Origin of the sequence: Neoroseomonas soli, from assembly GCF_018129065.1 — a bacterium.
Lineage (GTDB): Bacteria > Pseudomonadota > Alphaproteobacteria > Acetobacterales > Acetobacteraceae > Neoroseomonas > Neoroseomonas soli.
In genome coordinates this window covers 1-17,648 of the sequence record NZ_JAAEDM010000053.1, presented here as the reverse complement: position 1 = coordinate 17,648, position 17,648 = coordinate 1, and the positions used below count along the sequence as shown (strand labels likewise).

The 17,648-nt window shown below is 70.2% G+C and carries 19 protein-coding genes and 1 tRNA gene; 15 read left to right on the top strand and 5 right to left on the bottom strand.

The genetic code is table 11. From position 1 onward, the window contains the following. The first annotated feature begins 4 nt into the window (after positions 1–4). Positions 5–1,141: a tyrosine-type recombinase/integrase gene (locus tag GXW76_RS17160; RefSeq protein WP_246514465.1), complete on the top strand. Its 1,137-nt coding sequence runs from the start codon at positions 5–7 to the stop codon at positions 1,139–1,141. Then, positions 1,141–2,409, top strand: coding sequence for a tyrosine-type recombinase/integrase (locus GXW76_RS17155; RefSeq protein WP_211863318.1), 1,269 nt, complete (start codon positions 1,141–1,143; stop codon positions 2,407–2,409). Before GXW76_RS17160 ends, GXW76_RS17155 begins: the two co-directional genes overlap by 1 nt. A 123-nt stretch (positions 2,410–2,532) precedes the next feature. On the opposite strand, the gene GXW76_RS17150 is transcribed toward GXW76_RS17155, so the two are convergent. Beyond that, complete coding sequence (locus GXW76_RS17150; protein ID WP_211863317.1) at positions 2,533–3,252, bottom strand: hypothetical protein; 720 nt, start codon at positions 3,250–3,252, stop codon at positions 2,533–2,535. A gap of 408 nt (positions 3,253–3,660) precedes the next feature. Here GXW76_RS17150 and GXW76_RS17145 point away from each other — a divergent pair. Together GXW76_RS17145 and GXW76_RS17140 are read left to right on the top strand one after the other, a co-directional pair. Then, a tRNA-Met gene (locus GXW76_RS17145) sits at positions 3,661–3,737 on the top strand. A gap of 207 nt (positions 3,738–3,944) precedes the next feature. Continuing rightward, positions 3,945–4,124 (top strand): hypothetical protein, encoded by a 180-nt coding sequence (locus GXW76_RS17140; protein WP_211863316.1) that lies wholly within the window; start codon positions 3,945–3,947, stop codon positions 4,122–4,124. A gap of 270 nt (positions 4,125–4,394) precedes the next feature. On the opposite strand, the gene GXW76_RS17135 is transcribed toward GXW76_RS17140, so the two are convergent. Continuing rightward, positions 4,395–4,991 (bottom strand): RNA polymerase sigma factor, encoded by a 597-nt coding sequence (locus GXW76_RS17135; protein WP_246514464.1) that lies wholly within the window; start codon positions 4,989–4,991, stop codon positions 4,395–4,397. 123 nt (positions 4,992–5,114) lie between these two features. Beyond that, positions 5,115–6,056 (bottom strand): LysR family transcriptional regulator, encoded by a 942-nt coding sequence (locus GXW76_RS17130; RefSeq protein WP_211863315.1) that lies wholly within the window; start codon positions 6,054–6,056, stop codon positions 5,115–5,117. A gap of 387 nt (positions 6,057–6,443) precedes the next feature. Between GXW76_RS17130 and GXW76_RS17125 the strand changes: the two genes are divergently transcribed. The 9 genes from GXW76_RS17125 (at position 6,444) to GXW76_RS17085 (ending at position 15,422) form a co-directional block, all read left to right on the top strand. Then, entirely contained in the window at positions 6,444–7,844 is a 1,401-nt protein-coding gene (locus GXW76_RS17125) for an adenylate/guanylate cyclase domain-containing protein (protein ID WP_211863314.1), read from the top strand. Between the two features lie 357 nt (positions 7,845–8,201). After that, complete coding sequence (locus GXW76_RS17120; RefSeq protein ID WP_211863313.1) at positions 8,202–8,720, top strand: DUF1269 domain-containing protein; 519 nt, start codon at positions 8,202–8,204, stop codon at positions 8,718–8,720. Then, positions 8,717–9,715, top strand: coding sequence for a lipid A deacylase LpxR family protein (locus GXW76_RS17115; RefSeq protein WP_211863312.1), 999 nt, complete (start codon positions 8,717–8,719; stop codon positions 9,713–9,715). Before GXW76_RS17120 ends, GXW76_RS17115 begins: the two co-directional genes overlap by 4 nt. 248 nt (positions 9,716–9,963) lie before the next feature. Further along, on the top strand, positions 9,964–10,422 hold the full coding sequence (locus GXW76_RS17110) for a hypothetical protein (protein WP_211863311.1): 459 nt from the start codon (positions 9,964–9,966) through the stop codon (positions 10,420–10,422). A 28-nt stretch (positions 10,423–10,450) separates the two neighbouring features. Beyond that, positions 10,451–11,131, top strand: a complete 681-nt coding sequence (locus GXW76_RS17105) for a MarC family protein (RefSeq protein WP_211863310.1) — start codon at positions 10,451–10,453, stop codon at positions 11,129–11,131. 16 nt (positions 11,132–11,147) lie between these two features. After that, positions 11,148–12,980: an SLC13 family permease gene (locus GXW76_RS17100; protein WP_211863309.1), complete on the top strand. Its 1,833-nt coding sequence runs from the start codon at positions 11,148–11,150 to the stop codon at positions 12,978–12,980. A gap of 209 nt (positions 12,981–13,189) precedes the next feature. Further along, a complete protein-coding gene (locus GXW76_RS17095) occupies positions 13,190–13,894 on the top strand; it encodes a thermonuclease family protein (protein WP_211863308.1) in 705 nt (234 codons plus the stop codon). A 123-nt stretch (positions 13,895–14,017) separates the two neighbouring features. Then, positions 14,018–14,551: a murein hydrolase activator EnvC family protein gene (locus GXW76_RS17090; RefSeq protein ID WP_246514463.1), complete on the top strand. Its 534-nt coding sequence runs from the start codon at positions 14,018–14,020 to the stop codon at positions 14,549–14,551. 121 nt (positions 14,552–14,672) lie between these two features. Then, positions 14,673–15,422: a hypothetical protein gene (locus GXW76_RS17085; protein WP_211863307.1), complete on the top strand. Its 750-nt coding sequence runs from the start codon at positions 14,673–14,675 to the stop codon at positions 15,420–15,422. Here the strand turns inward: GXW76_RS17085 and GXW76_RS17080 are convergent. Continuing rightward, complete coding sequence (locus GXW76_RS17080) at positions 15,412–15,915, bottom strand: YaiI/YqxD family protein (RefSeq protein WP_211863306.1); 504 nt, start codon at positions 15,913–15,915, stop codon at positions 15,412–15,414. The genes GXW76_RS17085 and GXW76_RS17080 overlap by 11 nt on opposite strands. Positions 15,916–16,046: 131 nt before the next feature. Between GXW76_RS17080 and GXW76_RS17075 the strand changes: the two genes are divergently transcribed. Then, entirely contained in the window at positions 16,047–16,574 is a 528-nt protein-coding gene (locus GXW76_RS17075) for a thiamine pyrophosphate-binding protein (RefSeq protein WP_211863305.1), read from the top strand. Beyond that, entirely contained in the window at positions 16,574–17,173 is a 600-nt protein-coding gene (locus tag GXW76_RS17070; protein ID WP_211863304.1) for a thiamine pyrophosphate-dependent enzyme, read from the top strand. Before GXW76_RS17075 ends, GXW76_RS17070 begins: the two co-directional genes overlap by 1 nt. A 97-nt stretch (positions 17,174–17,270) precedes the next feature. On the opposite strand, the gene GXW76_RS17065 is transcribed toward GXW76_RS17070, so the two are convergent. Then, the coding region (locus GXW76_RS17065; RefSeq protein ID WP_211863303.1) for a hypothetical protein at positions 17,271–17,648 on the bottom strand (378 nt) is incomplete at its 5' end.

The following is a 17,648-nucleotide window of genomic DNA, read 5'->3' as shown; positions in this document are numbered from 1 at the left end:
GGCCATGGTCCGGGAGAAGCTTGCCCCCGGCCGTTATGGCGACGGCCTCGGGTTGATCCTCCAGGTTCATCCCAACTTCCGCTCCTGGCTGTTCAAGTTCGTGCGCGGCGGCAAGGCCCGCACCGTGGGCCTCGGCGCGACGCACACGACGACGCTCGCGCAGGCCCGTGCATCCGCCGCCGAATGTCGGCACATGCTGCTGCGCGGCGTTGATCCGCAACAGCACTTCCGCGCCCTCCGCGCGCCGCAGGAGATTGCCCCGGCGCTGGGCTTCGCGGAGGCCGCGCGGCAGTTCCAGGAAGCGCATGCGTCGCGCTGGTCGGAGCGCACGGCGGCACAGTGGAAGGCGTCGCTCGATGACCTCGCCTTCTCCGCGCGCGGCGTGGATCGCGTCGGCACCGATGACGTGCTGGCGACCGTCCAGCCGATCTGGACGGCGCGGCCAGCCTCGGCCGACAGACTGCGACGCCGCATCGAGGCAGTTCTCGCCTATGCCATCGCGCGCGGCTGGATGCCGGGGCCTAACCCGGCCCGCTGGGTCGGCCACATAAGCAACCTCCTTCCGCCGCGCCCCCGTCAGATCACGAAGCATCACGCCGCGCTGCCCTGGCCGCAGCTTCCGGCCCTCTGGCAGAAGCTCGCCGCCGACGAGGCGACGGCCGCGTTCTGCCTCCGCTTCGCGATCCTCACCGCCACTCGCATGACTGAGGCCCGCGCCGCGCGGTGGGAGGAGTTGGACGCCGACACATGGACGATCCCGGGGGAGCGCACGAAGACGCGCCGCCCGCATCGTGTTCCGCTCTCGCTGCAGGCCGTCGCGCTGCTGGCTGTGCTCCGCGCACGCAGCGATGGCGAGTTCGTGTTCCCCGGCGGTATCGGCGGCAACTGCCTGTCGGGATCGGCCATGCAGAAGCTCCTCCGCCGCCGGGGCTGGTCGAGCTTCACCGTCCACGGAACGGCGCGCAGTTCCTTCCGTGACTGGATCGCAGAGAACCAGATCGCATCGCATGAGGTGGCCGAGGCCGCCCTGGCGCACGTGACGAGGAGCCGCGTCGTCGCGGCATATCGGCGCACTGACTTCCTCGATGCGCGGCGCTCGCTCATGGCTGCGTGGGGCCAGTTCTTGGAGGGCGCGGTGTGATGCCCTCGGTGAAACTGAATGATGCATGGTTGAAGGCGATGCAGCCACCGGCCGAAGGACGCATCGAGGTCCGCGACCTGGGGTGCCCCGGCCTCATTCTCCGCATGACGAAGGGCGGCATCGCCTCATGGTCTGCGCGCGGCGCCATGTCGGATGGGCGCTATTCCAGAGTGACGCTTGGAACATATCCCACGGTCGGTCTGGCCGAGGCGCGGAAGCGGGCAGTTGCCTGCCGTGCGTCAGTTCAGGGCGGCGGGGACCCGATCGGTGAGAAGCGCGCCAAGCGCGCCGAAGGCGAGACGAAGCGCAAAGCGCGGACAGTACGGGAGCGTTGGCACCAATGGGCTGATGTCGCGTCGAAAGCCGCTATGAAGGGGCGCGGTTGGTCGGACGCCCACGCCGAACGCGTCGCCTGGATGCTGAAACAGATCGTCGCGCCAAAACTCGGCAATCGGCCCCTCGCGGACACGACGCGCGCGGACTGGATGGGGCTGGTATCGGCGGCACACAAGCGCGGCCCAGCGGCGGCGGGGAACCTCCTGCGTGTCGCTCGCGCATTCCTCAACCACGCCGAGGCGGCTGGCTGGATCGCGCTGCCGCTTCTCCCACGCAAGGCTTCCATCCTCGCCCCGCCGGTCGCGGCACGTGACCGCACGCTGACGGATGAAGAACTCAGGTGTATCTGGGGCGGGGCAGGGGAGCTATCTGCAAAACCGTGTGCCTTCGTGCGGCTGCTGATCCTGACAGCGGCCCGCCGAGGGGAAGTTGCCGGCATCGCCATGGGCGAGGTCAGCCGCGAAGCGGCGTTGTGGGCCTTGCCGCGCGACCGCACCAAGAACCGCGCCGGGCACGTTATCCCGCTGCATGATCTGGCGCTCGCAGAACTCGCCGCCGTCTGGCCCGACGACACCTGGGAACTCGACGCGGCATACAAGCTGCTCGGCCGCATCCGAGGGTGTGGCCTCTCGGGCTTCTCCAAGGTGAAGGCGTCGGTGGACAAGGCAAGCGGCGTGTCGGGCTGGGATTGGCACGACCTGCGGCGCACGGCCCGCACCGCAATGTCACGCCTCGGCGTCGCGCGAGAGGCTGCCGAGGCGGCGATCAATCATGTGTCGGGCCGGTCAGGTCTCGTCGGTGTCTATGATCGGCATGATTCCCGCGAGGAAGCCCTCGCCGCGCTGCGCGTATGGCAGGAGCACGTCTCGGCGGTGGTGACACCGCGATGCGGGGAAACGCTCTATCCCGACGACGCGCGGAGCTGCGTATAGTGCTCCGCATTGCACCGAGGAAGCGGCCTTCGGGTCTACTTATCCTTGGTGGGTGGATTAGTATCCAGAGGGCCTAATCCTCCACCTTTTCCGGGCTTCGGGTTTGGCTTAGGCTTAGAGGGTTCAGTTGCCACGTTGTAACCTCCTTCTCCGCTCAGGTGACAATAATGGAGCAGGGTTATCCCTGGTCTCTTCTCCTATGGTGAAAGTTAAATTCTGTATGTCGTTCCTCTCTCTACTTACAGATGATGTTAAATTAAGGAAAACAAAATTAAAATCTAGACCACCTTTAGTGACGTTGGATACAGCAAAATCTTGATTGAATCTAATTCGATCTAATTGGCCGGGAGGATCATAGCCGACATTGACATTTGCTTGCCTTATGACGCTGGCGAGCCACTCGGACAATCCAAGTCTCGCTCTCTGCGATTCATCTAACTGGTCGCAAACTCTGGCATCATCGGCCACCATTAGAAATCGGAAATCTAAGCTTGTCTGTATTGTGTCGGTTCTCTGGACGCCACTCGAAAAGCTCGGAAGGATGCTTCCAGTGCTTCCGGCATAGGGGAAGACAAACGGGCCTCCTGCTGAGGCTACGGCGCGCGCACCGATGCTTTCGCCGTCGCCGTGCACGATCTTTAAGGACAGTGTTCCACTAGCAACCGCCCCGTTTATCCTAGCTATCGGTGAATTACGTTCCTCCATTAGCGCTGTTGCAAACGCACATTTTAATGCGGCGATAATAATGGGGACTCTAGCCAACTGATCCGCGTGGTTTGATGTCGAGCTGCTGCATCCAGAAATTGCAGCAGCGACTAAGATCGGCGTGAACTTATTGATCATGCTGGCTCTCACGATCCGAAAATAGGTCATAGCCGCTTGTGTGATCGGTGCTTTTCGATCACGGCGCAAATGACATGCCAATTCGATGCAAGCGGAAGTGTGCTTATTCATTCGCCTAGACGATATTCTGATGCCGACGCGGATGATGTCGAGAAAAAAATGACGTGATTGGCTCAAGCGCGCTGATCATAGTAGTGAACGAAACGGCGGTGGCGTTCGCCGCTAATGGAACAACCTCCTCTTATCGTTGCGAGGTGTCGTCTGGGCGTTGGCCAGAATTGCTCTGCAGACACTAGCCTACGGGGCGTCGCGGGGGGCAACTCGGGGGCAAGTGCTACCCCCGCAGGAAATTGTCCCCAGCTTGCCTAGAATCGTCGGAATCGGCCTAACTCGCGGCCCTCGTTGGATGGCGGCGTAGCTCAGCTGGTTAGAGCACGGCACTCATAATGCCGGGGTCAGCGGTTCAAGTCCGCTCGCCGCTACCATCGCGAAGCCCTGGAAAAACCCGGACTTTCGGACCATTCGGCGGAGCGTCGTGCTACGCGGGGCCGGTGCTGCCGGCCGGATCCTGGCCTGCCCGGAGGTCGGGGGCGTCGGTTCCGGCGCGTCGTGCCAGGATCTGCCCTGCACTGCCACATGGAGCGGTTCGCGATGGCGCGCCTCGCCGCCCGTATCACGCCGGAGGACCACGGATGACCCGCGCAGACCTGCTCGCCATCGCCGAGGACATCGAGGCCGTGGCGATGCCCCTCATTCGGCCCGACCCGCAGACGGAGCAGGAGCGGACGAACGCACGGATCGCGGAAGCGCTCCTGGCGATCGTGGCCCGCCTGCGCGGCCGTTCGGTCGAGATCCCCCCGGACAGCCCATGAAGCCGGCCATGTCACCGCCGCCCCTCGCGGCGGCATAGGTTCCGGCCCGCCGTCACCGTCCGCGCCGAAGCCGGTCCGGCTTCACATGAATTGAGAGGCGGTCCCGATCGCGCGGCCGTCGGAAGGCCGGGGTTGCGTCACCGGCCTCCAGAGTGCGTCCGGCCCTTTCGCGCCGCATCCGAACGGGTTCCCGTACTTGCGCGTGAAGCACCCGAGGCTCCGGAACCGGCCGCGCAGGCACCCGCTCGGACAGGCCCGCCGTGCCGCGCTTCACGCCGCCCGGGTGAGCAGGAACTGCCGGCGAAGGCTGCGGATGCCACGGAAGACAGCGATCTTCAGCGCCCCGACCGGCATGCCGCTGCGCGCGCTCGCCTCGACCAGCGGAAGCTCCTCGAGCTTCGTCAGCAGCAGCGCGACGCGCTGGGCGCGCGGCAGGGCGGCCACCCTGGCCTGGATCTCCTGCCGCAGGATCGCTCGCTCCCCCGCTGATTCCATTCCGGGTGCTGCGATTGCCTGCACGGAATCGTGCAGGGCCGTCTCGCCGCGGGCATGGCGGTGGTGCCAGCGCATGCGGTCGATGCAGCGTCGCTCGCACAGCGCCGCCAGCCAGGGCCGCAAGGGGCGGGAGGGATCGTAGGCGTGCCGCAGCGCATGCAGGGTCATCAGGGTGTCCTGCACCGCATCCTCGGCATCGGCGCGGTTCGGGAAGCGACGGCGGGCAATCGCGCGCAGGAAGGGCATCACGGCGCGCAGGAGGCGGTCATAGGCGAGACCATCGCCCTGCTGCGCCGCCGCCATAAGCCCTTCCCATTCCGTCGCCGCGGCTTCGCCGGACCGGATCGGGAGCCCGGCGGGATCGATGGACATGGCACCTGCCTCCTTCGGCGCCCGGACCAGCGGCCGGGCTGCGGGGGGAGTGTCGGGCCGCATGGGCCCGGCGCGCCAAGGCCGGTGTCGCATCGGTTCGATGCGCCCGATGCATCGAGGCTCTCACCCTTCGGCTGCCGGCGAGGCTGCCGTTCCGTCCGCGCGCCGCGCCAGGTCGCCGCTGTCGGCGGTCGGCCATTGATAGCGGCGGATCGCCGTGACGAAACTCGCCAGTGGCGCGGACCAGCGGCGGCCGGCGACGGTCACGACGCAGATCTCGCGCGTCACCTCCGGCTCCTCGACGCGGCGCAGCACCAGGCCGGGATGCGTGGCCGAGAATTCGGGGATGAAGCAGACGCCCATGCCGGCTGCGACCATGGTCTGGATCCAGTCCTCGCGCTCGCTGCGGTAGGAACGGACGATGTGCGCGCCGGCCGCCTCGCAGCGTTCGCGCAACTGGTCGCGGAACTCGCAGTTGACGCGCTGGAGGTAGATCTGGCCGTCCATGTCGCGCATCGCGACGATGTTGCGCCGCTCGAAGGGGTGCCCGGTCGGGCAGGCGAGGACGAAGCGCTCGCGGTACAGGGGCTCGGCGCGCAGCCCGTCGTCATAGGCCCCGGGCTGCGCCATCACCGCGACGTCGATCTCCCCGCGGACCAGCGATTCCGCCAGGCGCGGCGGGACGGATTCCGACAGCGTCAGCTCGATGCCGGGATGGTCGGCGCGGAAGCGGTTGAGGAAGCCCACGAAGCGCATCGGGCTGATCGTGCACATCACGCCGAGCCGGAGATGCGCGCTTTCGAGCCGGAGGAAGCGGAACGCCGTGTCCCGGGCCGCCTGGGTGCGCGCCATCACCTCCTCGAGATGGGGCTGCATCAGGCGACCGAGTTCGGTGAGGTGCGTGTTCCCGCGCTCACGCGAGAAGAGCAGGCCGCCGAGCTCGCCCTCGATCTTCTGGATGGCGCGCGTCAGGGCGGGCTGGCTGACATGGCACTGCTCGGCGGCCCTGGTGAAGTTCAGCGTCCGGCAGACCGCGAGGAAGTAGCGGATCTCGTGGAGCTCCATCGCAGCAATCCTTCCGCCCGGCCGGGGTCCATGGAGATCGGCTCCGCGGCTCGTTCCGAGGAAGCATCATAGCGGCGGGCGAAGCGAGGCGCCCAAGGCCCGAGGCGGTCGAAACCCTGCCCTGCCGCATTCGGCCGCCGCACGATGCACCGGGCCGGGCGTATCCCGGCCGGCGCCGCGGGCGAAGTCTGGGACCGAGGGAACGGAGCCGCCCATGAACACGATCGTGACCACCGACGGCACAGCGGAAGGCGGTTGCGCCCCGAAATCCGGCGCGACGCCCGCCGCCCGTGCCGCGGCTATGCGAGGCCGGACCGGCTTCCGGCCGCATCCGCTTGGGCGCAATGCGGACCACCCGGACAACAGGACCCTGGCAGGAGGGCAACCATGACGCATCCGGCGCTGGCTTCCGGGTGGATATCCGCACTCGGCAACTCACCGGGGCGCAGACTCGCGGCACGGCTGCGCGACCTGCTCGGCTTCGCCGGCATGGACGCGGTGCTGCCACGCCGCGTCCAGGATCTGGTGACGCGCCAGCAGGAGACGGCGGAGAACATCATCGGCATCGCGCAGGTCGCGGCGATCGCCACCTTTGCACTGCTCTACGCCATCGCGCGCACCGCCAACCCGCCGCCGATGGAGATCGAGCCGGTGCCGGTCGCGCTCGCCCTCTATGCCGTATTCACGGGCTTTCGCTTGTGGCTGGCGGTGCAGCGCCGCCTCACGCCGCGTCTGCTCACGGTCTCGGTCGTGGTGGACATCGCCGTCCTGTTCGGCCTGATCTGGGCCTTCCACCTGCAATACATGGCGCCGCTCGCGGTGGTGCTGAAGGCGCCGACGATGATGTACGCCTTCATCCTCATCGTCCTACGGGCGTTGCGCTTCGAGGCGCGCTACGTGCTCCTCGCCGGCGCGACGGCGATGCTGGGGTGGGTGGCGATCGTCGGCGCGTCCCTGATCGGCGGTGCGATGGTCACGCGGAGCTTCCTCGACTACGTGACGACGCCTTCGGTGCTGATCGGGGCAGAGTTCGACAAGGTCGTCACGCTCGGCATGGTGACGCTGCTGCTCGCGCTGGTGGTTTCGCGCGGCCGCGCCCTGCTGGTCGAGGCGGCGCGCGAGCGCATCGCCTCGGACGGGCTGTCGCGTTTCTTCGTGCCGGAAATCGCGCTGCGGATCCGTGGCGCGGAGGAGGAGGCCACCGCCGGCATGGCCGAGCGCCGGCAGGCGAGCATCCTCATGACGGACCTGCGCGGCTTCACCCGCCTCGCGCGCGAATTGTCGCCGGAACGGCTGCTGGCGGTGCTCGCCGCCTACCAGGAGCTGGTGGTGCGCGCGGTGCGCCGCCATGGCGGCAGCATCGACAAGTATCTCGGCGACGGCATCCTCGCGAGTTTCGGCGCCGTGCGGCCGAGCCCCACCCATGCGGCGGATGCGCTGCGCGCGGTTGCCGAGATCCAGGCGGCGCTGGCCGGCCGGACGCTGTCCGACCCCGCCATGCCGCCGATCGCGGTGGGCATGGCGGTCGCGTCGGGCGAGATGCTGTTCGGCACCATCGGCGCCGAGGGCCGGCTCGAATACACGGTCATCGGCGACCCGGTGAACCTCGCGGCCAAGCTTGAGAAGCACAACAAGGCCGAGGGTAGCGACGCGCTGACCCATCGTGAGGCCTTTGAGCTGGCTCTCTCGCAGGGATACGCACCGACCGGGCGGGAGGAGGCACGCGATGCCCGCCAGGTTGCCGGCGCGCCGCAACCGCTCGACCTGGTGCTGCTGCGCGGTCCGTGACTGGCACCGGGCGATTTGGAACGGATCGCCCAAGGCCGGGACACGGCGCCGATCCCGCCAGGATGGTGGACGGCTATATACGATGCCGGTACGACAGGAGGCGCGCGGCGCCGGGCGCAGTTCCCGCGACCAGGCCGCGGTCCACGGCCCTGTTGGAACCGGCCCGGTGCGCGCAGGGGAACCCGCGGGAGGCTACGGATGGTGACGAGCGCCGCTTCGGCGGGGGCCCCGCCATGCATCAGCACCTGGGTGCCGGGGAGGCCCTCGGCCCGCCGGAAACCTCGATCGGCCGTCTGCCCGCTGCCGCGACTGTCGGCGCGCATCCCACCAACGAACCTAGCAAGGACCTTTTGACCCATGGCTGACCTCCTCGTCGTCTCCTTTCCGACCGAAGCGCAGGCGGAGGAGGTGCGCTCGCGCCTGCTCGCCATGCAGAAGGAATACCTGATCGAACTCGGCGACGCGGTGGTCGCCGTGAAGCGCCCGGACGGCACGGTCAAGCTGAACCAGCTGTTCAGCCCGACCGCCGCCGGCGCGGCCTCCGGCGCGCTCTGGGGCACGCTGATCGGCATGCTGTTCCTGATGCCGCTGGCCGGTGCGGCGGTCGGTGCGGGGGCCGGGGCGCTCAGCGGCAAGCTGACCGATGTCGGGCTCAACGACGCCTTCATGAAGGATGTCGCCGCCAGCCTCCACGGTGGCGAGGCGGCGCTCTTCCTGCTCATCCGCAAGATCACGGCGGACAAGGTGCTGGCCGAGTTCAAGGGCATCGGCGCCAAGGTGCTGCGTTCCTCCTTCGACGAGACGAAGGAAACGGCGCTGCGGGAGGCGCTCGCGGCCGCGCAGGACGCGGCCAAGGCGGGCGCGCCCCCCGCATGAACCCGCGCCTCGTCGCGGCGGCATGCGCCGCCGCCGTGACTGCGGCCCCCGTGCACGCCAGCGAGCGCGTGCCGGGGGACCACTATGGCACCTTCTCCCTGACCTACGAGAACGACCTGCTGGCCGGCACGGACCGGTACTACACGAGCGGGTTCCAGCTCTCCTGGCGCTCGCCTTCCTACGACCCGCCCTCCTGGCTGACCTTCCTGACCGACCGGCCCAGCCTGATCTTCCCCGAGGGCGGCACCCCGCGCTGGGGGCTGGCCTTCGGGCAGAACATCTTCACCCCGGACGACACGACGCGGCGCAATCCGGACCCGCTCGATCGGCCCTATGCGGGCTGGCTCTACGGCGCGATCAGCCTCGCCTCCTACACCGCGACGGAATACGGCAGCATCGAGCTGCAACTCGGCATGGTCGGGCCCTCCGCCCTCGGCGAGCAGGTGCAGAACGGCGTCCACGACCTGCTCAACATCGACCGCGCCTATGGCTGGAACTACCAGCTCAAGGACGAGCCGGGGGTGAACGTCGTGCTCTCCCGCCAGTGGCGCTTCAACAGCGATCCGGTCTGGGAGGACGTTGCCGTCGGCATCGTGCCGAGCGTCACCGCGAGCGTCGGCAACGTGCAGACCTACGCCTCGGCCGGTCTCATGGTCAGGATCGGGGACGATCTGATGGCGGATTTCGGGCCGCCGCGGATGCGGCCCTCGATCTCCGGCTCCGCCTTCTACCAGCCCGGCGGCAAGTGGGGTTGGTATGTCTTCGCCGGCGTCGAGGGGCGCGTCATCGGGCGCGACATCTTCCTCGACGGCAATACCTGGCGCGACAGCCGGCACGTGGACCGGGAGACCTTCGTCGGCGAGGCCAATGCGGGCGTCGCGGTGATCATGCCCTTCGCCCGGCTGACCATGACCTACACCGCACGCTCGCGTGAATTCGAGACGCAGCTGGAGAGCGCGCAGTACGGGTCGATCACGCTCTCCTTCCGATTCTGAGACGCGGGCCGATGACGAGCCTCGCCGCGACGCTCATGCCGGACCTGCCCCGCCCATGCGGTCCCCGGCGCGGCGGCGGGCCCGAGGCAGCCCCTGGCGTGCGCTCCGCGCGCCCTGGCATGCTGGGGCTGCAGTCGTGAGCCGGGTCGCGGAGGGACCCGCGGCGACGATGGAGAAGACCCCCGATCCGGCGGCCCATCGGCCCGGCCCCGCGCCGTGCCCCGATCCGCCCGACATGGAGCCCCGACTTGAGCAGGCGTCGATCGATCATGGCCTGGCCCGCTTTGGGCGTCTTGCTGGCGGCCCTGCCGGCCCTCGCCCAGCGGAACCGCCCCGACCCGAACCCCGACGCCTCGATCGAGATCGAGCAGGTGCGCGTCGGCGTGCTCGCGGTCGGCGCCACGGTGGGCGGCGGGCGGCTGCGCTTCCGGGGGGAGGAGCACCGCTTCTCGGTGCGGGGGCTCGAGTTCGGCAGCGTCGGCGTCGCCTCCCTCTCCGCGCGGGGGGAGGTCTTCGGGCTGCGGCGGCTCGAGGATTTCGCCGGCCGCTACACGGAGCAGGTGATGCCGCGCGCGCGCGGCGGGCCCGCCGGGCCGGAGACCCGCTGGCTGCGCAATGCCGCCGGGGTGGAACTGCGCCTGCGCACGGACCGGGCGGGCGGGCAGCTCCGGATCAACGAGGCCGGCCTGACCATCGAACTCCGCTGACCCGCGGCACGGCAGGCGAGGGGACCGCATGACCATGGACGGCTTCCTTGTCGCCAAGCTGATCTCCTTCTGGCTGTTCGGCTTCTCGACGCTGCTCAGCATCATCAACCCGTTTGGCGTCGCCTTCATCTTCCACGACATGACGCGCTGGCTGACGCCGCGCGAGCGCGCACGCCTGGCACGGCAGATCGGGATCAATTCCTTCATCGTGCTGGTGGTGGCGCTGTTCCTCGGGTCCCGCGTGCTGTCCGTCTTCGGCATCTCGCTCGAGGCGCTGCGCATCGGCGGCGGGCTCGCGGTCGCGGCCGCGGGGTGGGCGATGCTGCGCGCGGCGCCCGAGGCGAAGAATGCGCCGAATGCGATGGACACCGCGCCGATCGAGCGCATGGCCTTCTTCCCGCTGACATTGCCGCTGACCACGGGGCCGGGGTCGATCGCCGCCTCGATCGCGCTGGGCGCGGAGCGTGCATCCGAGACGCAGGGCGTGCTGCTGGTCAGTGCCATCTCCGCCGTGCTGGTGGCGGCCTCGGTGGGTGCCTGCGTCTGGCTGGCCTACGCCTATGCGGAGGCGATCGCGCGCCGCATCGGGCCCCAGGGCACGCTCATCGTGACCAAGCTCACCGCCTTCCTGCTGCTATGCGTCGGCGTGCAGATCATCCTTACCGGTGTCACCGACGTGCTCCGGCCGCTGCTGGCGGCGCAGGGCTGAGCGGGCGGGCGGGGCCATGACGGGCGACCTCCTCCTCGTCCTCGCGCTGCTCGGCGCGGCGATCGTCATGTTCGTCGCCAATCGGCCGCGCATGGACGCGGTGGCGCTGCTGATGATCGTGCTGCTGCCCTTCACCGGCGTGATCACGATCAACGAGGCGCTGGCCGGCTTCTCCGACCCCAGCATCGTGCTGATCGCGGCGCTCTTCGTGATCGGGGAGGCGCTGGTGCGCACCGGCGTCGCCCGCCGGCTGGGGGACCTGCTCTACGAGAAGGCAGGCAACAGCGGGACACGCATGCTGGTGCTGCTGATGGTCGCCTGCGCGGGCCTCGGCGCCTTCATGTCCTCGACCGCGGTCGTCGCCATCTTCGTGCCCGTCGTGCTGCGCATCTGCCGGAACACCGGGACGGCGCCGGGGCAGTTGATGATGCCGCTGTCGGTCGCGGCGCTGATCAGCGGCATGCTGACGCTGGTCGCCACCGCGCCGAACCTGGTGGTGAACGCCGAGCTCCTGCGCCAGGGCCACGAGGGCTTCGGCTTCTTCGCCTTCAGCCCCTTCGGCCTGCCCGTGCTGGCGCTGGCGATCGGCTACATGATCTTCGCCCGCCGGCTGCTGCCGGACCGCCGCCCGCCGGGCTCCGGCGGCCGCCACGCGCCGAGCCTGCGGGAGTGGACGACGAAGTATGCCCTGGCCGGCCGCGCCTTCCGCGTGCGCGTCCCCGCGGCCTCGCCCCTCGTCGGCCGGCGGCTCGAGGAGATCAGGCTGCGGCAGGAGGGCGTCAACCTCCTGGCCATCGAGCGGGGGCACCGCTTCGCGACCGAGCTTCTCCGCCCCAGCGGCGCCACTGTCATCAAGGCAGGCGACGTCATGCTGGCGGATGTCCGCGCCGCGGCCGGGCGCATCGAGGCGATGCGCGCCGAGTTCCGCGTGGAGACGCTGCCGCTCGAGGAGGGCGGCTATTTCCTGGACCATTCGCAGGAGATCGGGATGGTCGAGGCGATCATCCCGCCGGACTCGCCGCTGGTGGGCAGCACGGTGCTGCAGGCCCGCATGCGCGCCGAATACCGCCTGACCGTCATCGGCCTGCGCCACCGGCAGGAGGTCGCCGGCCCCGACTTCCTCGAGGAGAAGCTGAAGGCCGGGGACACCCTGCTGCTGACCGGATTCTGGGCCGATATCCGCCGCTTGCAGGCGGACAGCCGCGACCTGCTCGTGCTGCACCTGCCGGCCGAGCATGCCGAGGTGCTGCCCGCCGCCGGCCGGGGGCCGATCGCCGTCGCCATCCTGGCGCTGACCGTCGCGCTGATGGTGCTGGGCTGGGTGCCGAACGTGCATGCGGCGCTGATCGGCTGCCTGCTGATGGGGGCTGCCGGCTGCGTGGACCTGAATGCCGCCTATCGCTCGATCTCGTGGAAGAGCCTGGTGCTGATCGTCGGCATGCTGCCCTTCTCGCTGGCGCTGCAGCGCACGGGGGGCGTCGATCTCGCCGCCGATGCCTTGCTCGCGGTCGCCGGCAATGCGTCGCCACGGGTGCTGCTCGCGGTCGTCTTCGTCATCACGGCGATGCTCGGGCTTTTCATCTCCAACACCGCGACGGCGGTGCTGATGACGCCGGTGGCGCTGGCCATCGCGGCGGATGCCGGCGCCTCCCCGCATCCCTTCGCCATGATCGTCGCGCTGGCGGCCTCGACCGCCTTCATGACGCCGATCTCCTCCCCGGTGAACACGCTGGTGGTGGGGCCGGGCAACTATACCTTCGGCGATTTCGTGAAGGTCGGCGTGCCGCTTTCCGTGGCCGTGATGGCGGTCAGCGTGCTGTTGGTGCCGCTGCTGCTGCCGGTGCGCTGAGAGCGCCTGCGTCGGCCCGCCGTCAGGGCCCGTGCCGTGGCGCGGTCCGCCCGGCGGATGGATTGGATCAGCGCGCAGTGCCCCTCGCCCGGAGGGGCGGCGAAGCGTGCCCCGGCCCGCTCGCAGGCGCGGCGCCGGGCGTTCCGCTATCATGTGCCGGCAACCCGCCATGCCTCGGCGGGCCAAGGCCAGGAACCCCGACGGAGCACATGCGGCTGACGCGACGGAAACGCCCGCCCGACCTGCGCGAGGCGCTGCGGGCGGCAGAGCGCCGCGGCCGCGGCGCGGCGCGGCGGCGGTTCGGCACCTGGCTGCGACGGCTGCCGATGGCCGGGTGGTTCTTCCTGCTGTTCCTGGCCGTGCTGGCGGCGGGGGGATCCGGCCTGCTGCGCGAGCACGCCGCCGCCTGGCTGGACGCGTCCGCGCCTTCGCCATCAATGCCGCGCGTCCGCTACGGCATTCCCGAAGGGACCGCCCCGCCCGGCATTCCGGCCTCCGGTACTTTCGCCGCCCGGGTCACCGTGGTCGACGGGGACACGCTCGCGACTGGCGGCGGCCGGCTGCGCCTGCATGGCGTGGACGCGCCGGAATCGGCGCAGACCTGCCGGCGCCGGGGCAGCGACTACCCCTGCGGGCAGGAAGCGAGCCGGGCCATGGCCCGGATCCTCGGCGGCGGCACGCTGTCCTGCCAGGTTCTCGACACCGACCGCTACGGGCGCCGCGTCGCGCGCTGCCGGAATGCGCAGGGCACGGACATCGGCGCAGAGTTGGTGCGGCAGGGCTGGGCGATCGCCTTCACCCGCTACTCCGCCGACTATGTCAGGCAGGAATCCGAGGCCAGGGCGGCGCGCCGCGGGATGTGGGAAGGCAGTTTCGAGACACCGTCCGACTGGCGTGCCCGCCGCCGCCCATAGGGGTCGGGCACCCGTTCCGGTGGCATATCTTGCGGCCGGCACAACCGCTCCCCGGGTTGACGCATGCGGCTGGCGCGGCCAAGCAGGCCCGGCTTCACGAAACGTAACCGGAGATATCACTGCATGCGCCAGACGCGCCTCGCGACGCGCCTGACCCGACTGCCGGCCCTGACCGGCCGGATCTGCGGAATGATCCTTGCCGGCTCCACCCTGCTTCCTGCCGCCGCCCTCGCCGCGCCGTGCGCGATCGGCATGCCGGTTGCCGGCGAATACTCCTCCGGTTTCGGCTATCGCGGCCGTGGCTACCACCCCGGGGTCGACATCCGCGCGCCGATCGGCTCGCAGGTCCGTGCCGCTGCCGGGGGCACCGTCGTCCATGCCGGGCGCTACTACGGCTACGGCATCATGGTGGAGGTCGAGCACCGGGACGGCACGCGCGCGCGTTACGCGCATCTGGCCGGCGTCGGCCCCGGCGTCTCCGCCGGCCGCCAGGTCCTGGCCGGACAGCCGGTCGGCAGCGTGGGCCGCACCGGGCGCACCACCGGGCCGCACCTGCACGTCGAACTGCGTCGCGACGGGCGCGCCACCGACCCCTGGCCGTGGCTGACCCGGACCGCCTGTGCCGAGGGCATCGAGGTCGCCGAGGCGCAGCGCTGACCGCCTGACCGGGACCGCCCGGCCGGCGCGCAACCGTGCGCCGGCCCGGCCCCGAGACAAAACCGGTTGAAATCCGGGACCTGATATCCGACCGTTTCGGTGACAATCCGAGGGGTCGCGGATGACGCCGGTTCAGATCCTCGAACGCCTGCTGCAGGTGAACAGGCCGGCAGCCGTCTTCCTCCTTGGAGGGCTTGCGGTCTTCGCGGCCGCCGCGATCGCCGTCTCCTTCACGGAAGATCGGGCCGCGCTCCAGGATGTCGCCGTCCAGATCGTCGCCTTCGCGGCGATCGTCGCCGTCCTCACCTTCGTCCTCGGCCGCGGCACGCTGCGGACGGTGGTCGGCTGGGTCGTCGTCGGCGCGGGGATGGTGTACGGCGCCGCGGTCTTCGCCGCCGGCGTCGCCCCGGGCCTCGTCTCGCCGCCGCTCAATCCGGTTCAATGCATCGTGAGGTTCTGGGCCCCCTGCTTCGACCCGGGCGGGGCCGCCGACCGCGCTGCCGCCCGGAACTACCAGGGGCCGGCACCGCAGGTGCCGCCGGTCGCAGCGCCGGCCGCCGCGGCCGCCGTGAGGCGAGGCGACTTCCAGGTCGTCGTGCAGTTCGCCGGGAGCATTCGCCGCGAGGATGTGCGGGCGATGATGGTGCGGCTCGAACAGGCGGGCTGGGGCGTCCAGGGCGTGGCTGGCGGCGGCCAGCGGACTGTCGCCGCCGCGCGCATGAACGAAGTGCGCTACGCCCGGCCCGAGGAGGCCACCGCGGCCGCGCTGCTCGCCCGCGACGTCCAGGCCGCGAACCTGGTCACGACCCAGATCCGCCCCGTGCCCGCCAATGTCCTTCCCGCCCGGCTGGAGGTGTGGATCAGCCGCTGACCGCCGGATGCGGGCCGCTGCGCGCCTTGCGCAGCGCAGCCTGCGCCATGGTGTCGAGCGCGTTGAGGAAGCGCGAGCGGTCCTGCCCCGCCATGGGCGCCGGCCCGCCGCCCGCGACGCCGATCTCCCGCAGGTGGCGCGCCACCTCCCGCCCCGCCAGCGCGCTGCCGATGTTGTCCGTTGTCCAGGGCTTGCCCTTGAACGAAAGCGCGAAGGCGTCCTTGGCCAGGCAGCGCGCCGCGAGCGGGATGTCGGCCGTCAGGCAGATGTCGACCGGCCCGGCTTCCTCGGCGATGAAGTCGTCGGCCTTGTCGGCGCCTTCGGCCACCACCACCAGCCGGACGAAGGGCACCGGCGGCGGGCGGACCGGCCGCGCGCCGTTGGTCACCAGCAGCACCTGCAGGCCGAGCCGCGCGGCGACGCGCACGATCTCCTCCCGCACCGGGCAGGCATCGGCATCGACGAGCAGGCGGGGCAGGGCGGGAGCATCCATCGCGCCTCCCCCTACGGCGGGCGGGTGGCGTGGCGCAAGCCGCGTGCCCTGCATGGCGTCCCCCGGCCCCGCCTTGGCGATCCCGGCATCGGGTGCGATACCGCAGCGAATTGCGAGGAGATGTTCGAGCGATGAGCAGCGTGGCCGAAGCGGCCCCCACCTGGCACGGGATCCTGCGCCAGGCCTTCAAGGACAATGACATCCGCCTGGTGACCTATGTCCCCGACAACGTGCTGCGGCCGGTGATCGAGGGCTGCCACGCGGACCCCTTCTTCACCACCTTCCCCTGCGCGCGGGAGGAAGAGGCGGTCGGCATCGTCACCGGCGCAAACATGGCGGGGATGCGGGGCGTCGTGCTGATGCAGACCTCCGGCTTCGCGACGCTGCCGAACGCGTTGGCCTCCCTGCCGGTCGCCTTCCAGGTGCCGGTGGTGATGGTGGTCAGCGAACGCGGCACCATGGGCGAGTTCAACCCCGGCCAGGCGATCGTCTGCCGCACCATGCGGCCGATCCTCGACAGCATGGGCATCGAGCACCATACGATGAGCCGCCTCGATGAGGCCGCCTTCGTGGCCGACCGCACCATCCGCCAGGCCTTCGCGACGCGCTGGCCGGCCTGCCTGATCATCTCCCCGCTGCTGAGCGGAGGGCGCAAGTGATGACCGAGACCACCGGCAACCTGCATGTGATGAACCGCGCCGCGCTGACGAAGCGCCTGGTCGGCGCGCTGAACAACCGCGAGGCCGTGATCGGCGGCATCGGCAATTCCAACTGGGATCTCTGGGGCGCGGGGCAGCGGCCGGAGAACTTCTACATGCTGGGCAGCATGGGCCTCGCGGCGCCGATCGCGATGGGCGTGGCGATCGCCCAGCCGAAGCGGCGCGTCTTCGCGCTGGAGGGCGACGGCTCGCTGCTGATGCAGCTCGGCTGTTTGTCCACCATCGCGGCGCAGGCGGTGAAGAACCTCGCCGTGATCGTCTGGGACAACGGCATCTATCAGATCACCGGCGGGCAGGGCACGCCGGCCGCGACGGCGCGCACGGACATCGTCGCCATCGCGCGCGCCTCGGGCATCGCCTCCGCCGCCTGGGCGGCGGACGAGGCGGAGTTCGACGCGCTGGTGGCGAAGGCCCTGGCCACGGACGGGCCGCACGTGATCGGCGTGAAGATCGACAACGAGCCGGGACGCAGCCAGACCGACCGCGACCCGATCCGCTTCCGCGAGTCCTTCATGAAGGCGATGGCGCAGCCGGCCTGACCGGCCTGGCTTCCCGGAGCGGCGCCCGCATGGGCCCGCTCCGGTCAGGCCCTCATGGCCGGCTGACGGAGGGGAGGCCCCTCCGTCTTAGCGCGCGTCAGGTCCCGACCTCGAAGCCACCGCTGGAGACGGCCCGCTCGAGATCCCGCACCGCGTCGCGGAAATTGTCCCGCCGCGCGATGTTGGTGCTGGCCAGCGTCCGCACGCGTCCGGCCGGCGCCGCCTCGGCTCCCGGCGCCGCGGCCGGGACCGAGATGGCGCGCATCTGCGCCGGCGGAATGGAGAAGACCGCGACCGGCGCGTAGCCGAGCCGTTCCCCGGCAGGGGTTTCCACCGCGACGAAGTCCGGGTTGCGGGCGGGGCGCACCTGCACTTCCTGCCGCGGCTGGATCTGCGCCGTGGTCGCCGGGGCGGCGGCCGCGACCGGGGCGGCCTGCAGCGGCACCGGACGGGCGGGCCGGACCGTGACGGTGGC

Excerpts from the sequence above, each read along its gene's own strand:
- GXW76_RS17160 (WP_246514465.1), top strand. The coding sequence starts at position 5 with ATGGTCCGGGAGAAGCTTGCCCCCGGCCGTTATGGCGACGGCCTCGGG.
- GXW76_RS17155 (WP_211863318.1), top strand. The coding sequence starts at position 1,141 with ATGCCCTCGGTGAAACTGAATGATGCATGGTTGAAGGCGATGCAGCCA.
- GXW76_RS17150 (WP_211863317.1), bottom strand. The coding sequence starts at position 3,252 with ATGATCAATAAGTTCACGCCGATCTTAGTCGCTGCTGCAATTTCTGGA.
- GXW76_RS17140 (WP_211863316.1), top strand. The coding sequence starts at position 3,945 with ATGACCCGCGCAGACCTGCTCGCCATCGCCGAGGACATCGAGGCCGTG.
- GXW76_RS17135 (WP_246514464.1), bottom strand. The coding sequence starts at position 4,991 with ATGTCCATCGATCCCGCCGGGCTCCCGATCCGGTCCGGCGAAGCCGCG.
- GXW76_RS17130 (WP_211863315.1), bottom strand. The coding sequence starts at position 6,056 with ATGGAGCTCCACGAGATCCGCTACTTCCTCGCGGTCTGCCGGACGCTG.
- GXW76_RS17125 (WP_211863314.1), top strand. The coding sequence starts at position 6,444 with ATGACGCATCCGGCGCTGGCTTCCGGGTGGATATCCGCACTCGGCAAC.
- GXW76_RS17120 (WP_211863313.1), top strand. The coding sequence starts at position 8,202 with ATGGCTGACCTCCTCGTCGTCTCCTTTCCGACCGAAGCGCAGGCGGAG.
- GXW76_RS17115 (WP_211863312.1), top strand. The coding sequence starts at position 8,717 with ATGAACCCGCGCCTCGTCGCGGCGGCATGCGCCGCCGCCGTGACTGCG.
- GXW76_RS17105 (WP_211863310.1), top strand. The coding sequence starts at position 10,451 with ATGACCATGGACGGCTTCCTTGTCGCCAAGCTGATCTCCTTCTGGCTG.
- GXW76_RS17100 (WP_211863309.1), top strand. The coding sequence starts at position 11,148 with ATGACGGGCGACCTCCTCCTCGTCCTCGCGCTGCTCGGCGCGGCGATC.
- GXW76_RS17095 (WP_211863308.1), top strand. The coding sequence starts at position 13,190 with ATGCGGCTGACGCGACGGAAACGCCCGCCCGACCTGCGCGAGGCGCTG.
- GXW76_RS17090 (WP_246514463.1), top strand. The coding sequence starts at position 14,018 with ATGCGCCAGACGCGCCTCGCGACGCGCCTGACCCGACTGCCGGCCCTG.
- GXW76_RS17085 (WP_211863307.1), top strand. The coding sequence starts at position 14,673 with ATGACGCCGGTTCAGATCCTCGAACGCCTGCTGCAGGTGAACAGGCCG.
- GXW76_RS17080 (WP_211863306.1), bottom strand. The coding sequence starts at position 15,915 with ATGGATGCTCCCGCCCTGCCCCGCCTGCTCGTCGATGCCGATGCCTGC.
- GXW76_RS17075 (WP_211863305.1), top strand. The coding sequence starts at position 16,047 with ATGAGCAGCGTGGCCGAAGCGGCCCCCACCTGGCACGGGATCCTGCGC.
- GXW76_RS17070 (WP_211863304.1), top strand. The coding sequence starts at position 16,574 with ATGACCGAGACCACCGGCAACCTGCATGTGATGAACCGCGCCGCGCTG.